The following is a 25662-nucleotide window of genomic DNA, read 5'->3' on the forward strand; positions in this document are numbered from 1 at the left end:
GGAACAATGAAGACTTAAGTGTATGCTAACGAGACCCCGTGTTCTTGTAATTGCAGAAGCCGCCAACCCCGATTGGGTTAGTGTCCCGCTGGTGGGATGGTCTCTTTCCAACGCCTTGAGAGATGTCGCACGGATTCATTTAGTTACACATATACGTAACCGGACCGCTATTTTAAAAAGCGGCATGGTCGAGGGCCGAGACTTTACGGCGATCGATTCTGAAACCTTGTTGCGACCATTATGGAAGCTGGGCTCATCCTTACGTATGGGGGAAGGCAAGGGATGGACAACACTTTCTGCAATAACATCTATAGCTTACCCTTATTTTGAACATCTAGTATGGAAAGAATTTGGCGCGCAAATACGGGGAGGAGACTTTGACGTTGTCCACAGAATTACCCCTCTTTCCCCCACAGCTCCCAGCTTGATGGCCAAAAGGTGTCATAAAGCAGGCGTACCATTTATACTTGGACCTTTGAATGGTGGGGTTCCTTGGCCCAAATGTTTTGATTCAGAGCGACGAAGCGAAAAAGAATGGCTATCCTATGTTCGTGGTATCTATAAGATTTTACCGGGGCACACGGCAACACTCAAGTATGCAAGCACTATCATAGTGGCGTCTAAACACACAAAGAGTGAGGTACCTAAGAGATATCAAAGCAAGTGCGTTTATTTACCTGAAAATGGGATTAACCCCGATAGATTTTCCAAACAATTACAAGCGCCTGCAGCAGGAGGGCCAATGCGCGCCTGCTTCATTGGTCGGATGGTGCCCTACAAAGGCCCAGATATGCTACTTGAAGCTGCCAAGCCTCACTTGAGAAACAAAAAACTTAAGCTGGACATGATTGGTGATGGTCCGCTTATGCCAAAGCTCAAAGCCTATTGCAAACGAGAGCACCTACTTGATTCAGTGACTTTCCATGGTTGGCTCGAACATGAAAAAGTGCAAGATGTTGCAGCTCAATGTGCCTTGCTGACGTTCCCATCAATACGAGAATTCGGCGGAGGAGTCGTGCTCGAAGCCATGGCCTTGGGTCTTGCCCCACTCATCATAGATTATGCTGGCCCATCTGAACTGGTTAAGCTAACCGCTGGGTTCTCGGTCCCACTAGGGTCACGGGAAGAAATAATTCAGGCTTTTCGGGAAAAGCTGCGATTACTGATATCTGATCCTGACTTAGTTGCTAGAACTGGAAGAGAAGGTCGCGATTATGTCAACAGTGCGTTCACTTGGCCACAAAAAGCGAACCAAATCGCTGAGATTTATAATTGGCACCTTGGGAAGCGATCGACCATGTTTTCTTTTGCTGAAGAAGCATTGAGACAAAATATCCGAGAAAACAGGGGTAGACTATGATCGAAACCAAAAGACTAAAGGTTGGATTTTTGATACCAGAGTTTCCCGGGCAAACACATTCTTTCTTCTGGAGGGAAATTTGCTGTTTGGGTGATAAGTATGGGTTCGAGACAACCGTTATCAGCACCCGCCTTCCTCCGCAGCCGGTTCAACATGAATGGGTGCGTTATACTAACCCAAAGTATCTCTACCCACTCAAAATTAGCGACGTTGGCACTCTCATAATTCAGAGCAAAAGACTGCTTCGGCTTTTTCAGGACAAGGAAGCCCGATTGTTAATGTCGTCGATACGTAGTTGGGGTCTCATTTTCATGGCGCTAAAACTAGGGAAAATGTGCGCGAGGCAGGGTGTAGACCATCTGCATGTACACTCTTGCGCCGCATCTGCTTTATTGGCTGCTTTTTGTCATAAGCTCTACGGGCTTTCCTATAGCTTAGTACTACACGGACCCTTCTCGGATTATGGTGTTAACCATCCATATAAATGGCGTGACGCCGCATTTGGTTTTGTGATTACGCAAAAGCTTTATAAAGACGCTCATAAAGAAGTCCCCGATGCAGTGGATAAGATACATGTTGTTCCTATGGGCGTCGATGTGTCGACCTTCACCCCCGCCCAGGCCACCGCTCGCTCAAAAAGTGAGCTGTTTCGCTGGTTTTGCTGCGCGCGCCTCAACAAAGTTAAGGGCTTTGACACGCTATTTGAAGCGGTACGTCTTATTCGAGAACAACACCCAAGATTAAAATTTCACATCTGCATCGCAGGTGAAGATGAACAAGGGGGGGCTGGGTATAGGCAAGTATTGGAACATGAACTAGACAAGCATGCTATGCACGATTGGATTACACTTCTAGGCGCAATCCCGCAAAGCGATGTACTGAAACATCTACAAAACAGTGATGGGTTCGTATTGGCCAGTCTACATGAGCCGCTTGGAGTCGCTTATATGGAGGCTATGGCTTGTGGGCTGCCTACGATCGGCACAAATGCTGGTGGAGTTGCGGAGCTAATTGAAGACCGAGTTGACGGCCTTCTGGTGCCTCCAAGGCAAGCTGATGCACTTGCAAAAGCTATGCTAGCCGTGATGAATTCCTCGGAATTAAGAACCTCTCTTGGTGTTAGAGCACAGCAAAAAATAGAGACACAATTCAGTGCGGTCCGTAGTGCAGAAGTATTGTCCAGTTTGGTTTCATAATTGTATTATACTTATAAAAATTTGTAGTAAAAAATTTAACTATATTCTAAATTACAAAATGGTCTTCATGAATCTCCAACTGCTTTCACACATTTCCACTAATCCGTAGCGCGCTTCAAACCTCAATAGTTTTTCGGCCCTTGCAGTGGCCGCACAAGAGACAGGAACATCGCCTGGGCGCGAACCCGTGATTTTGTAGGGAATAGTTAGGCCAGAAATTTTTTCGTAGGTGCGAAGGACTTCAAGCACACTATGACCGGTGCCAGTGCCTAGATTGACGCAGTGCCCTGTACCATCTTTAAGTAGAGTGTTTAACGACAGCACATGCCCGCGGGCCAAATCCTCTACATGGATGTAGTCGCGGATACCGGTTCCGTCTGGAGTAGGGTAAGCCCCTCCGAAGATATTCAGCTCGTCTAGTTTGCCAAGTGCGACTTTGCCAATGACCGGCACGAGATTGGTTGGAGGCTGACTAGGGTCCTCACCAATTAAACCAGAGCGGTGTGCGCCAACTGGGTTAAAATACCGCAGGATACCTGCTACAAAGTTCGGGTGGGCGCTGTTGAGAGCCTTTATAATCTCTTCGCCAAGAAGCTTGGTACGGGCATAGTTACTTTCAGGTGCAGGAGAACACTCCTCGGGGGTAGGTACCTCTGAAGGGGTGCCGTAAATGGCGGCGCTGGAAGAAAATACTATTTTGTTCACCCCATGAGTGCGCATCTCTTGGGTGACATTCAACAGCCCTGCACAATTTGTCTGATAATATCTTAGCGGATCATTCTCGCTCTCAGGAACGCTTTTGAGAGCAGCAAAATGTACTACAGCATCAAAATTTTGCTTATGAAACCCCGCCCGCAGAGCATCCGCGTCCCGGATATCACATTCCAACACAGGAACCGGTTTGCCGGTGATCTGCTCAAGCCGCTCAGGCACATCCCTTTGTGCGTTCTCGAAATTGTCGAGGATCGTGACCTGATAACCGGCCTCCACTAGGGCAACATACGTATGTGACCCAATGAAACCGGCCCCGCCGGTGAGTAGGATATGTTGCTCCATAGCTGTTATCTTCCTCGTGTCCACTCTGTGCCACCTGGTTGCAGACGGACCGTCAAATGTACTAGAACATAAATCACAAAGCCAATCGGTTTTTGTAGAGCCAGCCTCAGCAGCGCAGGTTTGGTCAACCGGGCCTTGTCATCGTTTTGAATGAGATCAGGAAAGAGGCGCTTCACTTCTTCGACGCCGGCATCCTGGCGTCTGCGTACCCGGATCAGATTGCGCAGTCCTTCGACCATGGGCCAATGGTAGCAGGCAGATACCTCAATACGTTCAGCCGGACTGAAGTTCAGCCGCACAAAAGTGTCATCCGAAATGATATCAGGGAATTTCCCCCACCGCGTCCGACCAGCCGCATTGACCGCGAAAAGGCCCGCTCCTACGGCTCCGGCTTGTACGAACGGAAGGCATATCCAGAGGTCGGCATAGCGCCGTGTAACCCAGCTGTGGGCGCGACTGACCCGCAGAGTCCCCGTGGCGTAGACTGCGTTTGAGGGCGAAAGGGCCTTGCGCAACTGTCCGATGAGGCCCGGATCGCAAATCACATCGGCATCCAGATAAATTCGCGCGCCACCAACGAACCGGCCTGCAAGCACATCTGCCTCATTGAAAGCGCTTAGCTTCCCCGGAGTTGGAATGTCCAAAAGCTCCAGTCGCCAGTTGCGCTCAGTAAATCGAGACTGATTACCAAGGACTATCGGCCCAGTTTGATCAGTGCAGGCATTGGCGGCAACAATGATATGAACCGGACCGGCACTTTCATCCTGAAGCAAAAGCGCATTCAGGCATGCGCCAATATAGTCCTCTTCATTATGAGCCGCGATTATGATGCAAAGTGGTGGCAGAGCATCGTTCTCCGCAGGAGATAGATCAGACACTGGCTCGTCCAAAACACGCATTTACATCATCACAAAAAAATTGCCTGAAACACCGGTGCTGTGATGCCAGAGTTTCCCCTACTTGCAAAGCACTATAGACAATGAACGGGTGCTCGCGCATCAAGGAAGAAATTGAGTTTCTAATTCTGTCACTGGTAGCCTGTATGAGTGAAGCGGCAATGAGCAAGACAGACATGCGGCATACGGCCAAAGTGCTGGATCTTGTAAACTTCCCTGAACGTGCCGGATTGCTAAAAAGCATTCAGGAGCACTGGCAGAGAGGTCAGGGGTTCGCACTTGCGACATTGAATCTTGACCACATTGTAAAGATGCGCAGCAATCCTGATTTCTTCCAGTCTTATAAAGCACATAGTCATATTGTGGCGGATGGAAACCCGATCGTGTGGCTATCGCGGATGGCGGGACGCGAGGTTGAATTGATGCCGGGGTCCGAGTTGATAGAACCTCTGGCTGAAATGGCCGCCCACGATAATGTGTCTGTGGCGTTTTTGGGAACCACACCTGAAACGCTTGATAGGGCTACACAGCAATTGAGCACCAAATACCCAGGGTTGCGTGTGGTCGAACAGATTGCCCCGCCCTTTGGATTTGATCCTCAGGGGGCTGATGCCGTTTCTTATCTTGAGACAATTCGACAGTCTGGAGCGCAACTGTGCTTTCTGGCCCTAGGGGCACCCAAGCAGGAACTATTGGCGGTTGAAGGTCGCAAACATGCCCCTGGTTGCGGATTTGTCTCGATCGGTGCAGGGCTTGATTTCATCGCCGGCAACCAGACTCGTGCACCCAAATGGATACGGGCGCTGGCGCTTGAATGGGTGTGGCGTATGTTGAGCAATCCTAGGCGACTAGTAGGGCGTTATTGGAAGTGTATCCTGATCATGCCGGGTTTGGTTCGTGAGGCTCGGATGGCAGGTCGGAACCGATGATCTCTTTTAAGGGTTTCAATATTGCGCAACATTGTATCGGAAGGCACAGGTATCAACATCGATGAGCCGCTTTCATAGTTGGAATATCCCTGATTTTTTCGGCCCCAGAAGTCTGGGCAGCCGAGCTGCAGCTTGAACCGGATGATCTTATTCAAATTAGTGTTTTTGGCTGGATAGCGCCCGAACTGTCTCTACCGGATCTCGATTCAAATGTTTCGGTTGTAAGCGCTGAAGTAACAGACAATGCAGCAGTGCTGCTGCACGTGGGCAAGCTGCGGGCTTGCAGGGCGTCCTTTATGACAACCGTGATCGGCAACATTCTCTGCTGCCTGCCGACCTGTTGGCGCTGGCACTAGCTGCCCTTACGCCCGAAACGCGTAGCAGACTTGAAGCTAATAAATTGCTCGGACCTACAATGCAGATGGTGTTGCGGCGCACACAAAAGGGATTGTATGGACCCAAATCCTATCTTGGATCTGCAGCTCATCCGAGCGTGTTTGATGAGACGAAGTTATTGCCCGAGCAAATGGTCTCTTTTGCAGCTGCTTTAAAGCCAGAAGATATTCCGCCGATGGTTCGCTTGCGGGTACTAGAAGAGGGTTTTGGTGCCTCAGCAGGTTTGGCAGGGCTCTCGGAACGACTCTTCACTACACCCTCAGCGATCGCCCGTTTATGGCGTGGCCTGGAATATGAAAAAAATTACACTCTCTGCGTCAGGAACCAGAGATCCAAACGGGCGAGAACTCAGTTTCCATTGGTTATTGTTGCGTGGGGACCCAGAGAAAGTCAGGATTAGACCCCAAGGCACGGGCAATATGCGTGCGGATATTACTGTCACTTGGCACGATCCATATTCGGTGACCAAGCGTCAAACATCACGTGTGGATATCGCTGTGATTGCATGGAATGGGGTGCAATGCAGTGCACCGGCAATCCTTTCAGTTGATTTCCCTGCGCATCAGACACGCTCATATTCGGCAGATGCTTCAGGGCAAATGCAGCTTGCGCAGATCGATTATGATGCGATTGGACGTAACGCACAGTACGATCCGCTGCTTTATTGGTCCGCGCCTTGGTACGATACGATACATTATGATGCAGAGGCGGGTATAGTTGGATGGACACGTCATGGGTTGCGGAATCAAACGCATAATTTTGATGCGGAGGGGATCACCCAGACGGGAATGCGTGTAAATTATTTTCTTGAGGGTGAACTATCGCAGCCTGAACTAAAAATGCAGTTGAAGGTTAAGCTAACAGATCAATAACCGTAGCTGTCCGCCTTATCGAGATAACGGCATTTGTTGAGTGTGATCCCCAGAAGATTGGTGCGCCCAGCAATCTCGCGTTCACATTTTTCCAACTCTTCCGTTGTGGTGCTTTCGGCCGCCGCCACCAACATCACACAATCCACCTGATCAAAGAATGCATAGGCATCATCACACGCCAGCATGGGCGGAGTGTCAAAAATCATCAAATCCGGCTTATAGCGTTCTTCAAGCCGGTCGATCACCCAGCTAGTCTCACGTTCTTGCAACAGCTCTGCGGAGCACGGCACCGGTGCGTGATTAGGGGCAAAGATCAGCCTTTTATCATAGCACACCATATGCTCTTCGGCGGCTGCTTTCAGTTTCAACACTTCAGCAAAGTTAGAGGGTTGAGGAATGTTCAAAACCTTGGCGATGGCCGGGCGGCGCATATCGAGATCAAACAACATGGTCTTGAGATCGCGCCGGCGGGCCAGACTGAAAGCCAGATTAAGGCTAAGGGTGGTCTTGCCACAACTTGCCCCTGGTGAGGTAATGGCGACCCGACGCCATTTATTTGTTTTCATTTGGTGCAGAAGGCGGGTGCGGAGCGTATCAAAAGGGCCTGCATCATGCGTGACCAGATCGACAATGATGCGGGCCTTTTCCAATGCCCGACTGTTGACTTTTAGTTCTGGAAGCTTTCCCCAGAGCGTTGAAACATCCGGTTGAACATCCGCAGATTGCATCGGTGCTTCTAGCACATCATTCTCGCGCAGTGCTGATGGAGCCGCTGTCTTATCCTGCCTGCTCGCCCGAGCTTTCTGAATCGCCGACTGAATACGTTCCATAGTGTCGCTTCCCTTAGCTGAGGCCGAGTCTACGCAGCACGGCTTCAAGCCCCAGCTGGTCGAAGATTTTTTCGGCCAACAAGTCAATCGGCGTGTAATAAGTATGTAGCAGGTAGATGCCAATCCCCACGACGAAAACTGGTAACATGACGACAAAAACAATAAAGGCACGTCGAATTACGGCCTGACCCGGTGTCTGCATGTAGGGAATGGCACCAAAGGCGGTTACGTTTAACCGTCGCTCCAACTCTACCGGTCGACGGATCGTACTATTGAGAATTTCCAGAAACGCAAAAACCCCAATAGCCAGAGTAACCCCTCCCGCAACGCTAGCAGCTGCAATTAGTTTACGATTTGGATCTGCGGGCTTGGTGGGAACGACAGCGTGTTCAGTCACTGTAATACGCTGGCCACGCGACTGAGCTTCGATCTGGTCACCTGTGCGCGCTTCGGCCAAGGATGCAGTCGCTTGAGCATATTGAAATTGGAGGTTTTCATAGTCGCGCTCAAGTGTTCCCAGCGTAATTGCATTCGTAGGTGTTTTTTCGATAGAGCTGTTTAGAAGCTCCAACTCCCTGTCAATAATAGTTTTCTCTTCTTCAATAAAGCGGATTTGCCCATCAATATCCGAAATCTGCAATTCAAAGGTAGTGATGTTGGGCGCAGTTTCGGTGCCCAATCCTAGCTTGATGTTTGCGCTTTCTAAAGCGGCAATCTGAGCTTCAAGGGATTTTATCCGCGGATTTTCAGAAGAGTAGATCACCAGCGCTGATGCCAGTTCATCTTGAAGCTGTCTCAATCGACGTTGCTCAGGAGTTAGACTTTCTCCTAAAATGTCGGCACGGCCGGTACGCTCAAAAATCTCTACAAGGCGAGCCCTTCTATCCTGCAGTCCGGATAGCTCGCGGTCTAGCTGTAGAATGCGCTCCTGTAGTGAAGACTGACGATTGCGACGATATGCGAGGCTGTCTGGAAGAGCATTCTTGTTTGCTTCTTGAAACTCTAGCACTTTAGCCGCCTGCTCCGCGAGTTCTCCGTCCAAACGGGCGACCTCCTGAACGAAAAAATCCAAGGTCTGACTTGTCGCACTGGTACGCAGAGCAACGTTTTGTTGCAAAATCTGTGTGACCAACTCATTCGTAACTTGTGATGACATCTGGCCTGTAGGTGCGTCAAAGGAAACAGTCACAAAGGATGCGCGATTTCGGAAACCATGCAGCGGCAAATCAATATTGATACGCTCCCGCATGTCACGGACGATGGCATCCGGAGTCATATCTGGCTGATCCGCATATACACTGAAGCGCTGCGCCAGATCCAGAAGGTTGGCGCGTGTCAGCATCTGGCGCTGAATGACTTCAAGAATTTCGACGATACCAGCCTGAACAGTGGATGAGGCCAATTCACCGGGGATTTGTGGTGACTCTACTACTAGCGTGGCTTCTGCCCGGTAAACAGACGGCATCGTGAAGGCGAGTACCACACCTGCAACAGCACAGGTAATGACTATAAAGATCAGATAATGCAGTCGCCGCAGAAAAAGCGCCAGATAGAAGCGGAACTCATTCATCATAGTGTTAAATCACTTTCGTTTCCGGGCAGGCTGGCTGCAAAAAAGGCCCCGTCATCCAGAACTCTCTGAACAGTGATACGTGTGACATTTCTATGCCCTCGGGTAAATGCATATACCATGGCAAGATCACAAAGCTGATTGACGAGGCGTGGAATACCTCCGGTCATTTCATGGACAAGTTTGGTCGCGCTTGGGCTGAACAGGTTGCGCTCAGCGCCGGCTACCTCCAGTCGATGCCCGACATATTTGCGCAAGGTGGAGGCATCCATCGCGTCGAGATGAAAACTTGACGCCACCCGTTGTGCAAATTGGCGCAATTCTGGCCTGCGGACGATGTCACGAAGCTCTGGTTGCCCGACCAGAACCAACTGCAGCAGTTCGTCCTTATTGGAGTTGATATTGGTAAACATCCGCAACTCCTCGAGGGCATCTGCACTTAGGTTCTGAGCCTCGTCAAAAATCAAAATGACCCTGTGGCCCCTAGCATATTCCTCAATCAGATAGGTCTGAAACGTCGCGAAAAGGTCTACATAGCTGGCTTGCGGTTCTACCGGCTGATCGAGTGCCATCAAAACCCAACGCAGCAACTCTCCGCGATCCCCATGGGCGTTAGAGATCAAGCCTATCTTCACATCATTGCCGACGGATTTTAGAAGATGTTGCAACAACGTGGTCTTTCCCGCCCCAACCTCGCCGGTGATCAAGGTGATCGGCGCGCGAGTCAGAATGCCATATTCCAACATGGTGTAGGCCTTCTGGTGCGGTGTGGACCAATACAGAAAGTCCGGATCCGGCAGGAGCGAAAAGGGCCGCTCTTTCAGGTTGAAATGCTCGGTATAGAGATCAAGAGAGCTTGCCGCCGCCGGACGGCTGAATTGTTCTGTGGGCATATGGTTGGTCAATGAATTCGTCTGATCTGTCGAAGCATCTGCATTTTCGGGAGATGCTGCAGACTGATTGAACGTAGAGGACGAGATCTGTGCATCTTGCAGAGCCCGTGGCGAAGATGGTTTTGCAGCAGCAGTCTCAACTTCCTGATCCTGTCGCCAGCGGCGTTTTAGAAACAATAGCTTTCCAGTCGCCTTGGAGGATGGATTCTGAGACATTGGTTTATCTTCCTTGCCAGGCTGGCTCCACTTCTGATCCTGACGGTATAATTTAGCCATTAAGAGTCTCATCTCTATATATATACTGCTTCAATACTTGGTAGAGCCACGCAGCCAGCCTGTAGACGCGCACAGCTAAGCAATCCTCCGAATGCACAATAACTTTATAATAGTGGCTCACTTCAACCAGCCATGGTTTTTGATTGGTATTTGGTGAAAAGCTCAGGGCAGTCTGCCGTAGTAAAGCTTAGCGATGTCAGCAGGACATTGGCAGATGGTTGCAATTATCCAAAATCATTCTTTATTACATTCAGTGCCTTACATCCATTTTCACCTATCACTAGATAAAAGTTTGGCTTGGGGCGCTCGTTAGATTGGACATCTTGCGAGCGAGGTATATCCATTTAGACACACCGTGGAGACTATCTGCAAACATCATCTAATAAGACAGCTAAATTGGTTTGTGTTAGAATTGGAGACAATAGAGAATCACACTTGTATTTCTGCCCCCTCTTCTGTCTCCGAATGAGCGCCAATGCCAATCTATACGACTCAATGGCCGCGAAGATGAAACATTCAGCACCCTCAGAATGCCGTATGTCTGGAATTCTCCGGAATTTTTAGGTTTCAAGCACTGATCATTTGTAGACCCGGCTGCGAATGTGTTAACAATGTGGCAGAGTAAAGCTTCTGCCATAGTTGGGGCCCTGTTTTTGGGGCGGCCTCAGGCAGGTGCGATTGCTGCTGGGTGTGTTGTAACGAATTATGAGCCCGTCGTGGCTCAGATGTTTGAAAGTTAAAAAGTGACAGTTCAATATACTGATATTCCAAGAAAATCATCGCCTGTTAATATGCAGGTTGAACGAGGAGTAAATCGCTTGCAGCTGGTGAGCGTTTACTCGAATTTCTTCAAGCGTATCCTTGATGTTGCGCTAGTACTGCTGGCCTTGCCGGTTGTCCTGCCAACTCTGTTGTTTTTGACGCTGCTTGTTGCACGAGATGGAAACAATCCACTCTATGGCCAAACGCGTATTGGCCGTAATGGCAAAGAATTCACCATGTGGAAGCTGCGCAGTATGATCCCTAATGCGCATGTTTTGCTGGCAGACCACTTAGAACGAGATCCTGTCGCAAAGCGGGAATGGGACGAAACCCAGAAACTCAAGAACGATCCGCGTATTACAAAAACTGGTCAGTTCATCCGTAAGACATCATTGGATGAACTGCCGCAGCTTTGGAATGTTTTGACAGGTGAGATGAGTCTTGTTGGCCCACGCCCAATGATGCCGGAGCAAAAAAATCTATACTCGGGGGAAGCGTACTATTCTATGCGCCCTGGGCTGACTGGTCTGTGGCAGATATCTCAGCGCAATACCAGCAGCTTTGCCAGCCGTGCCGATTTTGATACTTCATATGCGGGACAACTGTCTTTGCGCACTGATCTGCGCATTATATTCGCAACAGTTGGTGTTGTGCTGCGTGGTACCGGATACTGATCCGCCTCGCATTTCGAGCGCTGTGAGTTAGCCTGTGTAAGCCCTTTATCTAAGCGATCAGCTTTACTGGTGTTTCCAGTGAAATACCATAAGATATCGGCGGATTCATCCGGACAGGGAATTTAATTTTGCGCCGCTTCTCTTTCATCTATGCTTTTCTTGTTCTGAGTCTGACTCTGCTACTGGCTGGATGTGAAGATTCAAAAGAACGCGCCGAACGTCATTATCAGACGGCTCTGGTATTGCTCCAAGAAGGTGACAAAGAGCGCGCTTTAGTTGAACTCCGCAACGTATTGAAATTCGACGGAGAGCACCAGAATGGACGGCTGGTTTATGCTCGTACTTTGGCTGAAGAGGGGAAATCACGGGAGGCGAGCAGCCAATATCTGCGCTTGGCCGAACAGGAACCCGATTTACTTGAAGCACAGGTTGAGCTGACCCGGCTGGCGCTTGAACTCGACGCGTGGGAAGAAGCCGAACGTCACGGTCGCGTGGCACAGGAACTAGCACCGGAGGATCGGGATGTGATCTTTCTGAATGCAGTTCTTGATTATCGGGCTGCTTCGCTGGCCGGGGACACGCAGGCTGCGGCTCAGGCCGTTGAAGTGGCCCGAGCGCGTTCTGAGCAAGAGCCCGAAAACCCGCTGGCATGGCGCTTGTTGATCCATCATGCGATGACCCGTGGCGCCTCGGATCAGGCGCTCACGGATGTTAATACCGCCCTCGCACATTTGCCACAGGTCTATGATTTTCACATTATCAAGCTGCAGATTCTAAACCAGCACCCTAATCCAGAGGGAATCGAAGAGGCATTGAAGGCAGCGCTGCTCCAATTCCCGCGCGACCCGCAAATGCGTCAGTCCTTGTTGTCCTGGTATATGGGGCAGGGCAAGCTGGAGACTGCCGAAACCTTCCTGCGCGAACAAGCCGCTACCCCCGAAGCCAATATAGATGAAAAACTTCAGGTCGTGGAGTTTCTGCGCCGCACAAAAGGTAACAACAGCGCCAAGGATGAGCTGGACCAACTGATCGTCGATCACCCGGAAGAGCGGGTGTTTCAAGCCACCCGGGCTGCGGTTGTTTATGAAATCGGAGAAACCGAGACAGCCATCACAAATATGCGCGCCCTCCTGGACGGGGCCGAACCTTCGGAGGAGACTTCGGGCCTCAAAATAATGCTGGCCCGCATGTTGGTCAGTAGTGGGAATATAGCCGAAGCAAAAACACAGGTTGAGGAAGCTCTATCGGACACCCCGGGGCATGTTGATGCATTGAAAATGCGGGCCTCCTGGCAAATCGAGGACGATCAGCCGGAAGACGCTATCCTAACACTGCGCACTGCGCAGGCCGGAGCTCCACGTGACCCGGATCTCATGACTTTGATGGGCCTGGCGCATGAAAGAGCCGGCGCGTATGAGCTAGCGGGTGAGCGTTACGCCCTGGCGGTCGAAGTGTCAGGGCGGGCGCCGACCGAAACGCTACGCTATGTGAATTATCTGCTTGAGCATGACAAGGCTGATACAGCCGAGGCAGCTCTGGATGATGCGCTGCGCTTCTCGCCCAACCATATAGCTTTGATCGCGCGTATGGCCGAGGTTCAGCTTGAGAAACAAAACTGGGATCAGGTAACGCGAATGGTATGGCGTCTCAGATCAATTGATACACCGACATCAGTTGCTGAGGCCGACCGTATTCAAGCCGCACTTTTATTAGGGCAACAGCGTACAGAAGAAGCAATCACCTTTCTGGAAGCTCTCTCCGAGACCACCCGAACCAACAACATGGCCTTGGCCAGTTTGATTGCAACGCTGGTGCGTGACAACAAAATCGACGCTGCACGTATATTGTTGAGCGAAAGACTATTGGAGGATCCGGACAATGTCGAACTGCGTTTTATTGAAGCTGGTTTGCATGAATTAGACAACAATCTATCGGTCGCAGAGTCCATTTATCGCCAACTCCTGACGGCCTCTCCTGCAGCGCCCGGACCCTTACGCCAGATTGTTCGGATATTGGTGCAGCAAGAGAGGCCGGAAGACGCCATTGAAATCATTGAAGCCGCCATTGCATCTGCACCCAACGCGCTTCTTCCACGAATGTTACTGGCTGGGCATCAAGAGCGGATCGGCGATATCGACGGCGCTATTGAAACCTATCAAGCGCTCTATGCAATCGGTAGCCATAACCTGATTGTAGTCAACAATCTGGCCAGTCTTATCACGACGCACCGTACAGACGAAGAAAGCTTGTCTCGCGCCTATACAATCGCCCGGCGATTGCGCAGTTCTGATATGCCTGCGTTTCAAGACACCTATGGCTGGATCGCTTTCCGCCGCGGCAATCACGCCGAAGCTCTACCCTATCTGGAACGGGCCGCCGCTGGGTTGCCTGAGGACGCTATCGTACAATACCATTTGGGTGAAGCCTATTTCGCCCTTGGACGCACCGAAGATGCACGTATTGCCCTTGCACAAGCAATGAATCTGGCTGACCAGAAAAGCTTTCCGCAGTTGGAGCGTTTACAGGAACTTCTGACCAAATTGCAGAATGAAGAAACATCAGACCAATAAGCATCTAAGCTCAGGAATGCTGGGAAACCACGTTTGATTACATCGCGGCATCTTTATCTGCCGTCCGTATGAGCAGAAAGGCGACGCCACCCAGAACCCCTAAGCCACCGGTTCCAACGTAAACGACCGATGCTAGCCAAAGCGGTATTCCCGACGAAAGAGTAGTTACAGCAAAACCAAGGCCGATCAATACACCGGGAAAAATCATGCCTATCGCTACAATACGCTCCAAGTTAGGTAGAATTGTGTAAATACCGTCAGCTTCAATTATCAATAAAAGAGAAAATGTGACAAAATTACGCCCAGGTTGTGGACAATGATCCGGTGCTAACCCCGCAAATACTTTCTGATGACTATTTTCTTAAGAAAAAGCCCCCCAACTTCAAGAAAACGTAGCGTTTTGAACGGAAACCCGGCAAAATACGACAGCTAGGGTGCGCTTCATTCGCTGTCTACTCCGAGGAAGCCAAAACCTATCAACACTGCTGAGAGGACCCTGTTCAAACTGGGTAAAAACGGAAGAGATTTTACGATGAAACCTATTTTGGCGCTACTCGTTGCACTTGTTGTCGGACTTGTTGGCACAGTTCCGGCAGACGCGCAGAGCGATTACCGCATTCGTTCTGGCGATACTTTGCAGATTGAAGTTTTGGAAGATGCGGGGCTCAATCGTTCGGTCCTGGTGCGTCCGGATGGTCGTATCAATGTGCCACTGGCTGGAACAATCGTTGCGCGCGGTCGGAGCGTCGAGCAGGTCACAAATGACCTGACACAACGCTTAGCACCTAATTTCGCCTCGTCCCCCAACGTCTTTGTATCCTTAGCAGCCCTCAATGTACCGGTTGCGCCGCTCCCGCCAACGACGATCGATGTATATGTCATCGGCGAAGCTGGATCGCCCGGCAGGCACGCTCCTGTGCGTGGTACAACACTTTTTCAATTCTTCGGCGAGATGGGTGGATTTTCTAGATTCGCCGCCACAAAACGGATAATGCTACGTCGTACAGACAGCGCAGGTAAGGAAACTGTTTACCAGTTTGACTATGATGCGATGTTGGACGGCACAGGAACAGGGGGATCGACGAGGCTGGTTGACGGTGATGTGATTGTAATCCCGCAACGGCGCTTGTTCGAATAACCCCTTAAAAGGGGCAGGGCAGTGAAACTAAAGCTTGGTTTGCAAACAGCACTTTGTGGTGCTGTTTGTATGTCGGTAAATACAGGCAACCGTGCAATCGCTCAGGGCGTTGAGTTGGAGCCCGGTGGGCCGCAAATGACCCTCGGCATCGCCCAGCGTTTTGAAACAGGTCGCAACTTAACGCTTGATGTCCCCGAACAGGGTCATGGATCAATTGCTTCGACAATCCTATCCTTTGGGCTATCGAGTGAAACTCCCATACAGAGCCTGAGCTTGGATGCTGTTACCGCTTTGCGGTTTAGCGATCTGCCAGATCGAGGCAGCGAAGTTGATATCGGTGACTCCATCTTTGACTTTGGTTACATTCGAGACGGAGCCAACGCTGGTCTCGACCTTGGCCTCGACTTTTCAAGCTATGATATAGGTCTTTTTCGATCACTTAATGACTTCATAGATGAAGACGGTGTAGTCGATTTACCTTCTGATTTCGATGATTTAACGGGCGACGGGACTCGCAGAGAGTTACTCTTTTCCTTCCAAATGGACTTTGGGCGTCAGGATTTGGTCAACTATTATTTCCGCATAGACACGCAGAATCTTGACTACTTAGATCAGACAAGTCCGGATCTATTCGATACTGATGTAATTAGCGGCGGTGCGGGCATTGGCTTTATCTTGTCGCCGGTCACAACTGCAGCGATTGATATCAGCGCAGAGCGATACGAAGAAGATAACCCGGATCAGACTGACCGGAAAACCAAAGATATTGTTTTTGGGTTGTCTCAGGAAGTCACCGAACGGTTGCGGTTGGACTTCGCGTTAGGGTACGTGGATATCGATGAGCGAGAACTTTCTGGCGACGACTCTACCGATGGCCTCATCGGAGGATTTGGTGCCGAGTATGATCTACCCAATGGCGCAGTGTTTTTCGATGCTGAAAGTGAGTTGGCGCTGGCCGGACGCCTCAATTCATTCCGTGTCGGTCGCCGCCTCGTAGTACTCGGTGCTGAGCTCTCGGCCAGCTTGGGTGTTGCACATACAGATGGTGGAAAAACAGAACCGATCGGGTCGCTGACATACTCCAATGAATTTGGAGAAAACGAGCTTCGAATTTTCTTCGACAGAGACGTTGTCATCACCAGTGATGATGTCTTCCGCGACGAGTATATTCTAGATATCGGCTATATCTGGGGTCTTGGTCCATCTTCACGCTTTGGGCTGGGTGCAACTCAAATACTGACCGATTCTACAGAGGTCGACCCCCGCGTAGAGCGGACAGACTTAAATGCCGTATATAGCCATGAACTCGAGTCTGAATGGATCGTCAATGCAGGCGTGAACTACAGCGTGCGTGATGAAGAAGGGCTTGGCCGAGCCACCAGCCCCTTGGTGTTTTTTCAGATTGGGAGGGACTTTGCTTGGAGACCATAGTTTAAACAGCGCTAGAATGAAATCACAGTTTTTCCTCTTAATCAGAGACTAGTCTAATAGCACCCCGGCATCACCGGTTTAAAAAGCGAACTAATTAAAGGTAGATATTTCCAATTCACATGTCTGCAAAGAAAAAATGAACAACTGAAATCTGAAACTAAACTTTTCCAAATGTAGCGCTACATCAAGCTGCAGTCGGCAGCAAAAACTGTACAATAAAATCTCAGCGGGATCTGGGTTTTAAGGGCGATAACGCCGCTAGATCAGCAGGCAATGGCATTTACCAATCGGTGCTTTGGTAAGAAGACAGTGCCTAGACATTTTCCATAGACAAAATCGACTTCCACGAGTTCATAGAAAAACTCGGTTGTAATATTGCACTTGTAAAAATGGATATCGAAGGTGCTGAAGTATAGGTGCTTGAAAACTGGTGGAATCTCGAATAATTGAAAAAATAGACAACCTATTTGTAGATTAGAAGCACTAAATCAGATCTAGTCAACTGAGACCTAATGCTGTTGGAGTAACGACAAAATCCGATTAACGGAGCAATCAGAGGTAACTTTGGTTGAATTGAAACAGTTTTCTCGCTATCAATGAATTACAACCACCTTACAAAAGGTCAAGAGGTCCGATAGGTAACGTGAAAAACTGATTCTTTAGCTTGGAGTCTAAATTGCTATTCAGCACTAGACTTTTTGCATCGAAGCATGAGATTCAACATACGTCGGAATTTATTAAATGTGCAATCAAGTAGGTGATGCACCCAAATTAGCATACTCTAAGTAAGTGCATAAATGACAATCATTAACCCCAATATTTTAGCTTACTGTGCACTATTTGGATGGCCTATTGTTATCTTCATTTTATTTCATAAATTGCCTCGTTCATCTGCGATTATCTGGTCGATTTTGGCGGGCTATCTGTTTTTACCTACAGGATTATCAATAGATCTCCCCCTTCTTCCACCAATCAGCAAAACTCTGGTGCCTAGCGTCTTTACCGTAATCGCCGTATTTTTATTCAGAAAATTTGAAAATAATGTACCTAGAAAAAAATCATCAAAGTTGTTGATTATTCTTCTTTGTCTGTTCCTTGTTACGCCAGTCATTACGGTGCTTGAAAATACGGAGCCGATATTACTTCCCAACCTATATATCCCGGGGTTACGTATCTACGATATCTTTGGTATGATCATCTTATTGCTGATTACTATAATCCCCTTTCTTTTGGCACGTCGGTATTTAGCCAGCGCTGAAGATCACTTGTTACTCTTGCGTTCTTTTGTTATTGGCGGACTCATTTACTCATTGTTGATTTTAATTGAAGTTCGCTTGAGTCCACAACTGAACGTATGGGTATACGGATACTTTCCACATAGTTTTGCGCAGCATATACGAGGCAGTGGATACCGTCCTATCGTTTTTCTTCAACATGGTCTTTGGGTTGGTATTTTTATTTCAATGGCGGTTCTGGCGGCTGCAACAATATGGCGTAATTTCAGAAAACAACATATAAATCCTCGTTTACTTTTCATAATCTTGTGGCTGTTTTCCGTACTCTTTCTCTCTAAAACACTCGGTGCATTTTCGCTTACAGTTATATTTCTTCCTATTATATTACTCTCAACCCTTCGCACACAAAGACTAATTTCGGCTGTAGTTGCGATATGCGTTTTGTTTTATCCCATTCTACGCAGTGCAAATTTAGCACCAGTGGAAACTGTTTATCAACTCGCACTGCATGTAAATGAGGACCGTGGGAGCTCATTCAAAACCCGAATTGATAATGAGAACACACTACTCGAAAAGGCAAAAGAGAAGCCACTGGCTGGATGGGGTCTTTGGGGGCGAGGGCTAATTTACGATACAGAAACAGGCAGAAACCTTAGTATTACAGATGGTGCATGGATAATTGCAATTAGCTCATTTGGCTGGTTAGGCTACATCTCACAATTTGGATTATTGTGCCTTCCTATCTTTGTTTTAGCTTTAAGGTTAAAAAAGGATGTAACAGTCGCGACCAGCGGACTATGCGTAATATTGACAGTAAATTTGATTGACCTTATTCCAAATGCTACTCTAACGCCTCTGACTTTTATGATTGCGGGAGCGCTTATGGGATATAGTGAACAGAATAATTCACCCCAAATCAGATCCTCAAAATCTGCCTTTGTCAGTCAGAAAGTCAAAAGGAAGAAACGAGAATAAAGTTAACTAATGATTACTTTGGCCCAACGACCATTCAGAATGTTCGCACGTCAACCTATAAAATTTCAACTAGACAACCCACTTAGAAGCATAGATTCAACTATGTCGAGGACATGATCAACTGTATTGTAGCTGAAAAGCGGATTAGTATAAACTTCTATACAAGAAATCGTAGTTCCACATAATTCCTCCTGCACTAGCCAGTATACCCAAGGTCAGCCAAAAAAAATCGTGCGACCAATCCCAAGCGCCGTACCTATTTGCGATCAAAACTATCGCTGGATATACGGAAAAATAGTACAGCGAAAGGCCTATCAACGCGCCAGGCAACCCTCCAATTCTAACACCAAACCACAATAAGAGGACATAGAAAATCGCTTTATAAAGCTGCAGTAGAAAATAGATACGTGAATTACCTGCCGCTAATATTACTTGCTCATAAGTAATGCTTACAACATTTGGAATTTGAATGCACGCCAATACGATAACTATAGCTCCTGCAGAAAAAAACCGATTATCGTACAGTATTTCCACCAGCTCGCTTCCAAAATACATCAAGGGCAATAGTAATGTGAACGTTCCTCCGGTTAGGGCAAAGCGCATCTTCCGCAGCGCCTTAAAGTTCTCGGTTGAAGCGGTTGGAGGACGTTCCCGATACAGGGGAACCAATATTCTTCCAGTCAGAGACATGGCCAATGCGATTGGAAATGTAGCAAGGAAAAAACCAACATTGTATATACCCAAAATATCAATATTCAAATACTTTCCCAAGATCGCTTTATCACCCTGAGTAAGAAAAAATGCGCAGAATGTACTTAATAAAATCCATCGGCCAAATTTAAAAAGCTCTAGTAACGCGGCTTTATCCCAGCATAGTCGATTCAAGGTGCCGGGCAAGAATACAGTCATTATTATAAGATTGAGCGCCGATGCAATAACCCCACTCACCACTAATCCCCAAGGTGATCGCAAATTCCATACAAGAAAAATAGCTATTAACACACCAATTATTTGACTTATTAGACTTAGGATTGCTAAACGGCCCATTCTGAGATGGCGTGTCGCACTAATCATGCGAGTAGGTTTGAATCCTGCAATCACAAGCGAAATACCTGCGATCGGGAGAGCTTCAAATAGGAAGGGTTCATTATAGAACTCCGAAATGGGGTATGCTAGAAGGCAGCAAAACACCCAAAGACAAAAGCCGCGAATGATTTGCAAAGTCCAAGCCGTATCTAAGAAGTTTTGATCGTCCCCATTCTCGCTACGTTGGATAGATGGGGTTATTCCAACGTCTGAGAACATTTCCAACCCGATAATGAATACCATAACCAGTGCCATAAGACCGAAGGCCTCTGGATAAAGAAGGCGTGTAAGAATTAGGTTAGAGCCAAGTCGGATCACTTGTGAAGTCAAGTGTATTGACAATGTCCAGAAGGAACTGCGTATGAAACGAGCCTTTAGATTTGACCCAGAAATGGCCTTCAGAACCGCTATCATTAGTATGTCATATCAGGTTGTTGAACTTAGGGTGCGAAGCTTAACCACCCGGAACGCTCCGCGTAGGTTTTAGGCTTCGTCACCGTTGAAAGTGCTAACATCTTTTTGGCAGCAAAATGCTGACGATTGCGTATTCGTCCTTTTGTTAAGTGCAAACCATGCAATGAAACTTTGACAATCGGTGAGAGAAGGGGCAATCTAGCATGCCACTTCTTTCGAATATAGTGATAGCAGGCGTCAAAATCTGGACCCAAAGCGGCGTGGAAACCGTCGTTGTGTACCAAAGGTATGGGAACGTTCCATGTTCCATAACCCTCTAAGAGAACCGACTCAACAATATCCATGCCATAGAACCTTACATTCAGCTTCTTTGATGCGGGCAGCCAGAAGTTTGTCCCAGCCTTCTGGCAAATAGACGCCATTATGCGCCAGAATAACTATCATTGAGTCTATTCTGTCTAACAGATTATTATATCCAAGGGCCGCTGAGAGGGAGTTGAATTCGATGTAAAAAGGCCATTTTCCGGAGTGAATGATCGGGGACTGCTTTAAATTACTCTCTAAAATTTCAGGATCATTCGACCAGCATCCTATCGCATAGTTATGATGTAATGAATCTTGCATCGTAACTTCCGCTATCATATTCAGGGCACAAATCGACTAAGTGGGCTGATAACTTCCAACAAGCTTTGTCGCAATCTGATCTCCGCAGTTTCGTCATCTTCATCCGGACCGATTTTTGTGATCACACGAACGAGAGCACTATCAACTCGACCATTGCTTACTTTACCCTTAAGAAGCTGTAATTTTGCCTGAAACACCGAGGCAACACGCGTTCCCTGTTGCTCATACCAAAAATAGGTTAGCATGCGATCTACGCCTTTCTGAATGATAGCGCGGTTTACGGGAAAGCTCTGCCCATCCGCCAAAACGACCACTTGTTCAAGCCAAGCGATCTCCCAGCCAGCACCGGGTAGGCAGACCTCGGGTGAATGCACTCCTCCAGTATTCTGATCCTTATACCAGGCTATGAAAAGGTCCACCGGCGCAGCCTCGCCCACACGCTCCAGCGTGACCGAATGATAATCATCGGCAGCCAGAACTCGTTCAACATCCGGAGGCAACGCTTTGGGAGCACTGGCTTGCCAATCCCCTAGCTGCGACGGGAAAAGCACAAAAGGATCTCGATCAATGATCTGGACCTCACGAGTGGGGATCACTTGCCAGATACCGGTCAGGCCAACCACCAATGTTGTGGCCGTGATCAAGGCCCGGGACGGCTGGATCAGCTTAATGCGCCCAATCTGTTGCCACAGTCCGTCAATTTCGAGATCCAGCGCATCGACCAATGACACCTTGTCCCGGCGCAGATGCGCCAGAACCCAGGCCAGGGCAAAGAGGATGAGCACACAGATAATGAAGATCACCCAACCTTCGAAGAAATGCGAAAACCCGACGACATATTCCAGCCCATAGGAATTCACGATGAACCCTGCCACAGCAATACGCACAGAGTTCATCAGCACGGTAATGGGTACGGCCGAAATCAGTAGCACTGCCTTATGCCATTTCGGTCCTTGATAAAGTACGGCGAAAATATAGGAAAAGCTCAGGATAGGGAAGAGATAGCGTAAGCCCGAGCACGCTTCGGCCACGTGCAGGCGATAGACCCCCAGATCGATGATGTTGCCATCCAAGAAAACAGGTACGCGTATCAGATCGAGAAAGAACACCCCAAGCTCAGAGGAGATGAGCTGCAGCCAGGTCGACACGCCATAATAAAGCACACCGGGTAAAGGCAGCATATAGACAAGGTGCAGAACCGACGGCCAGAACTGCCGTCCTGTATGCCAGCCAAAGCTGATCAGCAAAACGGCCGCCACCCATAGGATCAGCCCATAGGCCGCAAGATCACCAATCCCAAGCAGTCGCCCCATCGCGCCCAGAAGCAAAGCAAAGATCAATACTACAACGCCGGGCCAGCGATCTGACACAGGACCGTAATTAAGGGGAACAAGCCTAAGTTCGCGTAAGAACAAAAAAGCCGAAAGAACCGGAATAAGCGGCCCGTGGCTGTATTCGGGTAATTGCCACGCACGCCACAATTCCTCGATGCCTACCCAGAAAAACACAGAGGCCCCGATGATCATGATTATCAGAAGGCCTATCCCCCATAGGGAAGACGCGCTCCAGAAGGGTCTGTTTACAGCCGTTAAATGTAATGCGTTGTCTGATACCGCCATAGTGCGTTTGAATACCGTAAAACTCTATAAAACAGCCACAGACAAGTTACTGCGAAGTTGCCCCTTTGTCTGCATCTTTTGCAATCAAGTGATGGTTACAAGATGATGTTTGAGCAACAGTCATTTCCAACAGGTTTAACTTGCAGAGAGCGGGAACACCCACGCAATCTACCTTGCCCATCTAAAAAACAAAGCCGATCACATTTAGCAACCGCTTTGAAGAATCACGTATGTTTATGGTCAGGTTTACGTAACAGAAGTCTTTCTCTTACGCCGACGCATGACGCCAAATCCGGCAAGACCGCCTACCAACAGCAAAGACGAAGCAGGAAGGGGGATCGGTGCCACCTCAAAGCTGTAAGCGAGAAACTCATCGTCGTAATCACGCGCACTTACCGAGAAAGACGTAGCGATAACGTCGCCAAATGAATGGAACCATGTGCTGATGCGTGTTTCCGCACCACCGTCAACGCCTATATAAGCATTGTCATTCCAAGGAGCCGCACCATTGAAATTTCCGAGTGTTAAGGAAACCAATCGTACGGCCGTATCAAAGGTAAACGTTAGCCAGTCGTCTTGATAGCGGCCGTCAATCTCACCACCCAATGAAGCATAATCACCCGCTGCATACGTGCCGTTCCCTGGGTAATATGCCACATCATTGGGCCCGTTCTGAACGCCCAGCCCATAGGTGTTGGTGGTAATCTGAGGAACAGCCCCCGTATATGTCGAGAAAGCTTCTATCGTACCGGAAATACCGTCTTTGTTGAAAGTCGCGGTCTTTCCGATGACCGTCGCATCACCACCGTCAGAACCGTATAGGTTTACGGTCACTGCCTGCGCGCCTGTCGCCGCTAGTACCGCCACGGACAAAATAGCTAAAAATTTATTCATGCCCGAACCTTTCACATAACCAAGCACAAGTTAATTAAATCCAACTTTTGCTAGCATGTAGCTGGGCACCAGTCACCATGATTTTGACACAATTCACGAAAAGCTGTGTTGTGTTGCTCTATGGTTTCCATAGCGGAGACAATAACCACGAATAGCTATGAATACATCCACTGGTTGCGAGCTTCGATTCGATTTTGATACGACCACGCCCGTCAGGCGAAGTGCCGCTCACGACAGGCAAGCCCCCGCCATTTACGGGCTTCTAACGCGTATTAGCTAGCACCCCAGATTCTTGGCGTATTAGAGTGCCTTCAACGGTCGGTTTGTATGCAACCGGCAATTTGAGGGCAGCACAGTGGTTGGGGCACTTCTGTTAGGTTTGTCATTCGGAATGCTTGCGGGCATTGGAACCTTGCTGGCTGGATATGGCATTTGGATATCCTTGCTGACCTATGTGATCGCAGGAATGATTTGCCTGACTCTACTACCCATTATTCGGATGTTATTCTTAAGCAAGACCTCAGATGGCGCCCGGCTTGCCCGCCAATAGACTCATTCAATCGCCTTTCTGACCCAGCCGAGAAACGCCTTATCCGGACTTCTAAGTGGCCTGCGTCCACTGCGGACCCACCACGCATGCCAGTCACTTTCAAGCGCATACACATCCCACCCCGGGGCCAGTTGGCGAGCAGTCTGTAATGTCTCTGGCTTTAGATGCAGCTTGTCCTCCACCTCCACCACAACACCGCGGCGGCTGACGCGGATAATATCGCCCGGCTCCTCTTCAAGGTGATAATCGGGCAAGTGATCGGCGGCGATCATATCCCGCACCATCTTACGGAACACCCGGCGCGGCGAAGCCGATCCCGACTTCTTCAGCAACGTCTCGACCGACACTCGCCATTCAGGCTGCCGTCCGCAATGTTTCCGCGCAAGTTCATAGATCCGCCGCTCCAGCGGTTTGCGCAGGCGGAAGTAATCGCGGCTGAGTGTCAGGACCGATTTGGCCAGCACCGCCCGAAACAGCCAGTCCGATAGCTTGACCGAAACGCTGACCATCCGCCCTGCCCGCGTGTGGCGCACGATCTCCCAGCTTTCGATCAGGCCGAACCCTGTGGTTGTCTCAACCCCGCCGGTCACCATGTTGGTGGTGATGCGCGTGCCTGCGAGGCGCTCGAACGCCTCGCGCAACCGTTTGTAGCCGTCACCGCTGGTTTCCCGGTTGGTTGCCACCAGTAGGTCATGTGCTTTCAGATGCACGACATGGCTGACTGCCCTGCCCGCGTTGATCGCCGCCATCAGCTGGCTGATACAGAAAATAAGGATGTCCTTATCGTGGATCGTCGCCAGACCCCGGACAGAAGGCGTGACGGTGATTTCCACCCCGTTATGCTCATAATTCAGGATGCGTCGATCCGGGCGCGTGGAGAGCGAGAACATTGGATGTTCCATCGATCCCATATCCGTTTTGGGCAGCGCATCGAAGATGTCACAGACAAAAAAATCCGCAGTCGGATACCGATCCGGCAGCAACCCTCCTGCGCCAACGGGCACATTCCTACTCATGAAAAATCAATCAGAACTGAAGTGCTCCAGCTCATATCTCTGCCCCTGACCTGCTCGAATCTTTTTTCGTGGTTTTATTGACGCTTACCCTAAAGTTATCCACAGGCTAGGTAAAGCGCAGGATCGTGGGATCAGAGTCGGTCTAACGTGGGATCAGAGTCACTTGATCGTGGGATCAGATTCACTTGGACACAAAGAAAGGCAATAAATGCATTATTTTTCAATGCTTTATGAAGAAAGCCGACAATCTGTAACTAACAAATAACCCTATTTTAACTAAAAAAAATTTATGCCTCTTCAAAACAAACCATTTTCCATAAGTACAATCCTTTGATTTGCTTAGAAAATATCGGTTGATGCCGGTAGTTCTTCCATATGCTATGTTTTGTGTTACAATCGT

At 48.9% G+C, this 25662-nt stretch carries 22 protein-coding genes; 10 read left to right on the top strand and 12 right to left on the bottom strand.

Annotation, left to right across the window (positions count from 1 at the left end; all coding sequences use genetic code 11):
- Window positions 1-22: 22 nt before the first annotated feature.
- Both ACR0KN_RS20480 and epsE read left to right on the top strand, forming a co-directional pair.
- Entirely contained in the window at window positions 23-1360 is a 1338-nt protein-coding gene (locus tag ACR0KN_RS20480; protein ID WP_480656138.1) for a glycosyltransferase family 4 protein, read from the top strand.
- Window positions 1357-2556 carry an exopolysaccharide biosynthesis GT4 family glycosyltransferase EpsE gene (gene epsE / locus ACR0KN_RS20485; RefSeq protein WP_480656140.1) on the top strand — a complete coding sequence of 400 codons (1200 nt, stop codon included), beginning with the start codon at window positions 1357-1359 and terminating at the stop codon, window positions 2554-2556. The genes ACR0KN_RS20480 and epsE overlap by 4 nt, the downstream gene beginning before the upstream one ends.
- Window positions 2557-2607: 51 nt before the next feature.
- Here epsE and galE read toward each other — a convergent pair whose 3' ends face one another.
- Together galE and ACR0KN_RS20495 are read right to left on the bottom strand one after the other, a co-directional pair.
- Window positions 2608-3612: a UDP-glucose 4-epimerase GalE gene (galE, locus tag ACR0KN_RS20490; RefSeq protein WP_480656142.1), complete on the bottom strand. Its 1005-nt coding sequence runs from the start codon at window positions 3610-3612 to the stop codon at window positions 2608-2610.
- A 5-nt stretch (window positions 3613-3617) separates the two neighbouring features.
- The gene (locus ACR0KN_RS20495) at window positions 3618-4490 is read right to left on the bottom strand and encodes a glycosyltransferase family 2 protein (protein ID WP_480656144.1); all 873 of its coding nucleotides are present in this window, start codon (window positions 4488-4490) and stop codon (window positions 3618-3620) included.
- Window positions 4491-4669: 179 nt separating this feature from the next.
- Here ACR0KN_RS20495 and ACR0KN_RS20500 point away from each other — a divergent pair, with 179 nt between their 5' ends.
- The 3 genes from ACR0KN_RS20500 to ACR0KN_RS20510 all read left to right on the top strand — a co-directional run bounded on the left by ACR0KN_RS20500 (window position 4670) and on the right by ACR0KN_RS20510 (window position 6705).
- The gene (locus ACR0KN_RS20500; protein ID WP_480656146.1) at window positions 4670-5437 is read left to right on the top strand and encodes a WecB/TagA/CpsF family glycosyltransferase; all 768 of its coding nucleotides are present in this window, start codon (window positions 4670-4672) and stop codon (window positions 5435-5437) included.
- A 415-nt stretch (window positions 5438-5852) separates the two neighbouring features.
- Window positions 5853-6233 carry a hypothetical protein gene (locus ACR0KN_RS20505; RefSeq protein WP_480656148.1) on the top strand — a complete coding sequence of 127 codons (381 nt, stop codon included), beginning with the start codon at window positions 5853-5855 and terminating at the stop codon, window positions 6231-6233.
- Between the two features lie 19 nt (window positions 6234-6252).
- Window positions 6253-6705, top strand: a complete 453-nt coding sequence (locus ACR0KN_RS20510; RefSeq protein WP_480656150.1) for a hypothetical protein — start codon at window positions 6253-6255, stop codon at window positions 6703-6705.
- Here ACR0KN_RS20510 and ACR0KN_RS20515 read toward each other — a convergent pair.
- From ACR0KN_RS20515 to ACR0KN_RS20525, 3 genes are read right to left on the bottom strand one after another with little or no spacing between them, the layout of a single operon-like run.
- Complete coding sequence (locus tag ACR0KN_RS20515) at window positions 6699-7535, bottom strand: CpsD/CapB family tyrosine-protein kinase (RefSeq protein WP_480656152.1); 837 nt, start codon at window positions 7533-7535, stop codon at window positions 6699-6701. The two genes, ACR0KN_RS20510 and ACR0KN_RS20515, sit on opposite strands and share 7 nt — an antisense overlap.
- A 13-nt stretch (window positions 7536-7548) precedes the next feature.
- Window positions 7549-9108 carry a GumC family protein gene (locus ACR0KN_RS20520; RefSeq protein WP_480656154.1) on the bottom strand — a complete coding sequence of 520 codons (1560 nt, stop codon included), beginning with the start codon at window positions 9106-9108 and terminating at the stop codon, window positions 7549-7551.
- Window positions 9105-10274 (bottom strand): ExeA family protein, encoded by a 1170-nt coding sequence (locus ACR0KN_RS20525; RefSeq protein ID WP_480656156.1) that lies wholly within the window; start codon window positions 10272-10274, stop codon window positions 9105-9107. Before ACR0KN_RS20525 ends, ACR0KN_RS20520 begins: the two co-directional genes overlap by 4 nt.
- 743 nt (window positions 10275-11017) lie before the next feature.
- Here ACR0KN_RS20525 and ACR0KN_RS20530 point away from each other — a divergent pair.
- Both ACR0KN_RS20530 and ACR0KN_RS20535 read left to right on the top strand, forming a co-directional pair.
- Entirely contained in the window at window positions 11018-11710 is a 693-nt protein-coding gene (locus ACR0KN_RS20530) for a sugar transferase (RefSeq protein WP_480656158.1), read from the top strand.
- 128 nt (window positions 11711-11838) lie between these two features.
- Complete coding sequence (locus ACR0KN_RS20535) at window positions 11839-14280, top strand: tetratricopeptide repeat protein (RefSeq protein WP_480656160.1); 2442 nt, start codon at window positions 11839-11841, stop codon at window positions 14278-14280.
- A gap of 37 nt (window positions 14281-14317) precedes the next feature.
- On the opposite strand, the gene ACR0KN_RS20540 is transcribed toward ACR0KN_RS20535, so the two are convergent.
- A complete protein-coding gene (locus tag ACR0KN_RS20540; RefSeq protein WP_480656162.1) occupies window positions 14318-14512 on the bottom strand; it encodes a hypothetical protein in 195 nt (64 codons plus the stop codon).
- A gap of 300 nt (window positions 14513-14812) precedes the next feature.
- On the opposite strand from ACR0KN_RS20540, the gene ACR0KN_RS20545 reads away from it, so the two are divergent.
- The 3 genes from ACR0KN_RS20545 (at window position 14813) to ACR0KN_RS20555 (ending at window position 19059) form a co-directional block, all read left to right on the top strand.
- Window positions 14813-15418, top strand: coding sequence for a polysaccharide biosynthesis/export family protein (locus ACR0KN_RS20545; protein WP_480656164.1), 606 nt, complete (start codon window positions 14813-14815; stop codon window positions 15416-15418).
- A 21-nt stretch (window positions 15419-15439) separates the two neighbouring features.
- Entirely contained in the window at window positions 15440-16849 is a 1410-nt protein-coding gene (locus tag ACR0KN_RS20550; RefSeq protein WP_480656166.1) for a hypothetical protein, read from the top strand.
- 797 nt (window positions 16850-17646) lie between these two features.
- Complete coding sequence (locus ACR0KN_RS20555) at window positions 17647-19059, top strand: hypothetical protein (protein ID WP_480656168.1); 1413 nt, start codon at window positions 17647-17649, stop codon at window positions 19057-19059.
- 144 nt (window positions 19060-19203) lie between these two features.
- Here ACR0KN_RS20555 and ACR0KN_RS20560 read toward each other — a convergent pair whose 3' ends face one another.
- The 6 genes from ACR0KN_RS20560 to ACR0KN_RS20585 form a co-directional block, all read right to left on the bottom strand.
- Entirely contained in the window at window positions 19204-20559 is a 1356-nt protein-coding gene (locus ACR0KN_RS20560; RefSeq protein ID WP_480656170.1) for an oligosaccharide flippase family protein, read from the bottom strand.
- Between the two features lie 26 nt (window positions 20560-20585).
- The gene (locus ACR0KN_RS20565; protein ID WP_480656172.1) at window positions 20586-20903 is read right to left on the bottom strand and encodes a hypothetical protein; all 318 of its coding nucleotides are present in this window, start codon (window positions 20901-20903) and stop codon (window positions 20586-20588) included.
- Window positions 20890-21183, bottom strand: coding sequence for a hypothetical protein (locus tag ACR0KN_RS20570; RefSeq protein ID WP_480656174.1), 294 nt, complete (start codon window positions 21181-21183; stop codon window positions 20890-20892). The genes ACR0KN_RS20565 and ACR0KN_RS20570 overlap by 14 nt, the downstream gene beginning before the upstream one ends.
- Window positions 21184-21203: 20 nt before the next feature.
- Window positions 21204-22709, bottom strand: coding sequence for a VPLPA-CTERM-specific exosortase XrtD (gene xrtD, locus ACR0KN_RS20575; protein WP_480656176.1), 1506 nt, complete (start codon window positions 22707-22709; stop codon window positions 21204-21206).
- Window positions 22710-23048: 339 nt separating this feature from the next.
- Window positions 23049-23696, bottom strand: a complete 648-nt coding sequence (locus tag ACR0KN_RS20580; protein ID WP_480656178.1) for a VPLPA-CTERM sorting domain-containing protein — start codon at window positions 23694-23696, stop codon at window positions 23049-23051.
- 552 nt (window positions 23697-24248) lie between these two features.
- Window positions 24249-25262 (bottom strand): replication initiator protein A, encoded by a 1014-nt coding sequence (locus tag ACR0KN_RS20585; RefSeq protein WP_480656180.1) that lies wholly within the window; start codon window positions 25260-25262, stop codon window positions 24249-24251.
- Window positions 25263-25662 lie beyond the last annotated feature (400 nt).

The sequence above is a fragment of the Ruegeria sp. AP7 genome (genome assembly GCF_056539905.1).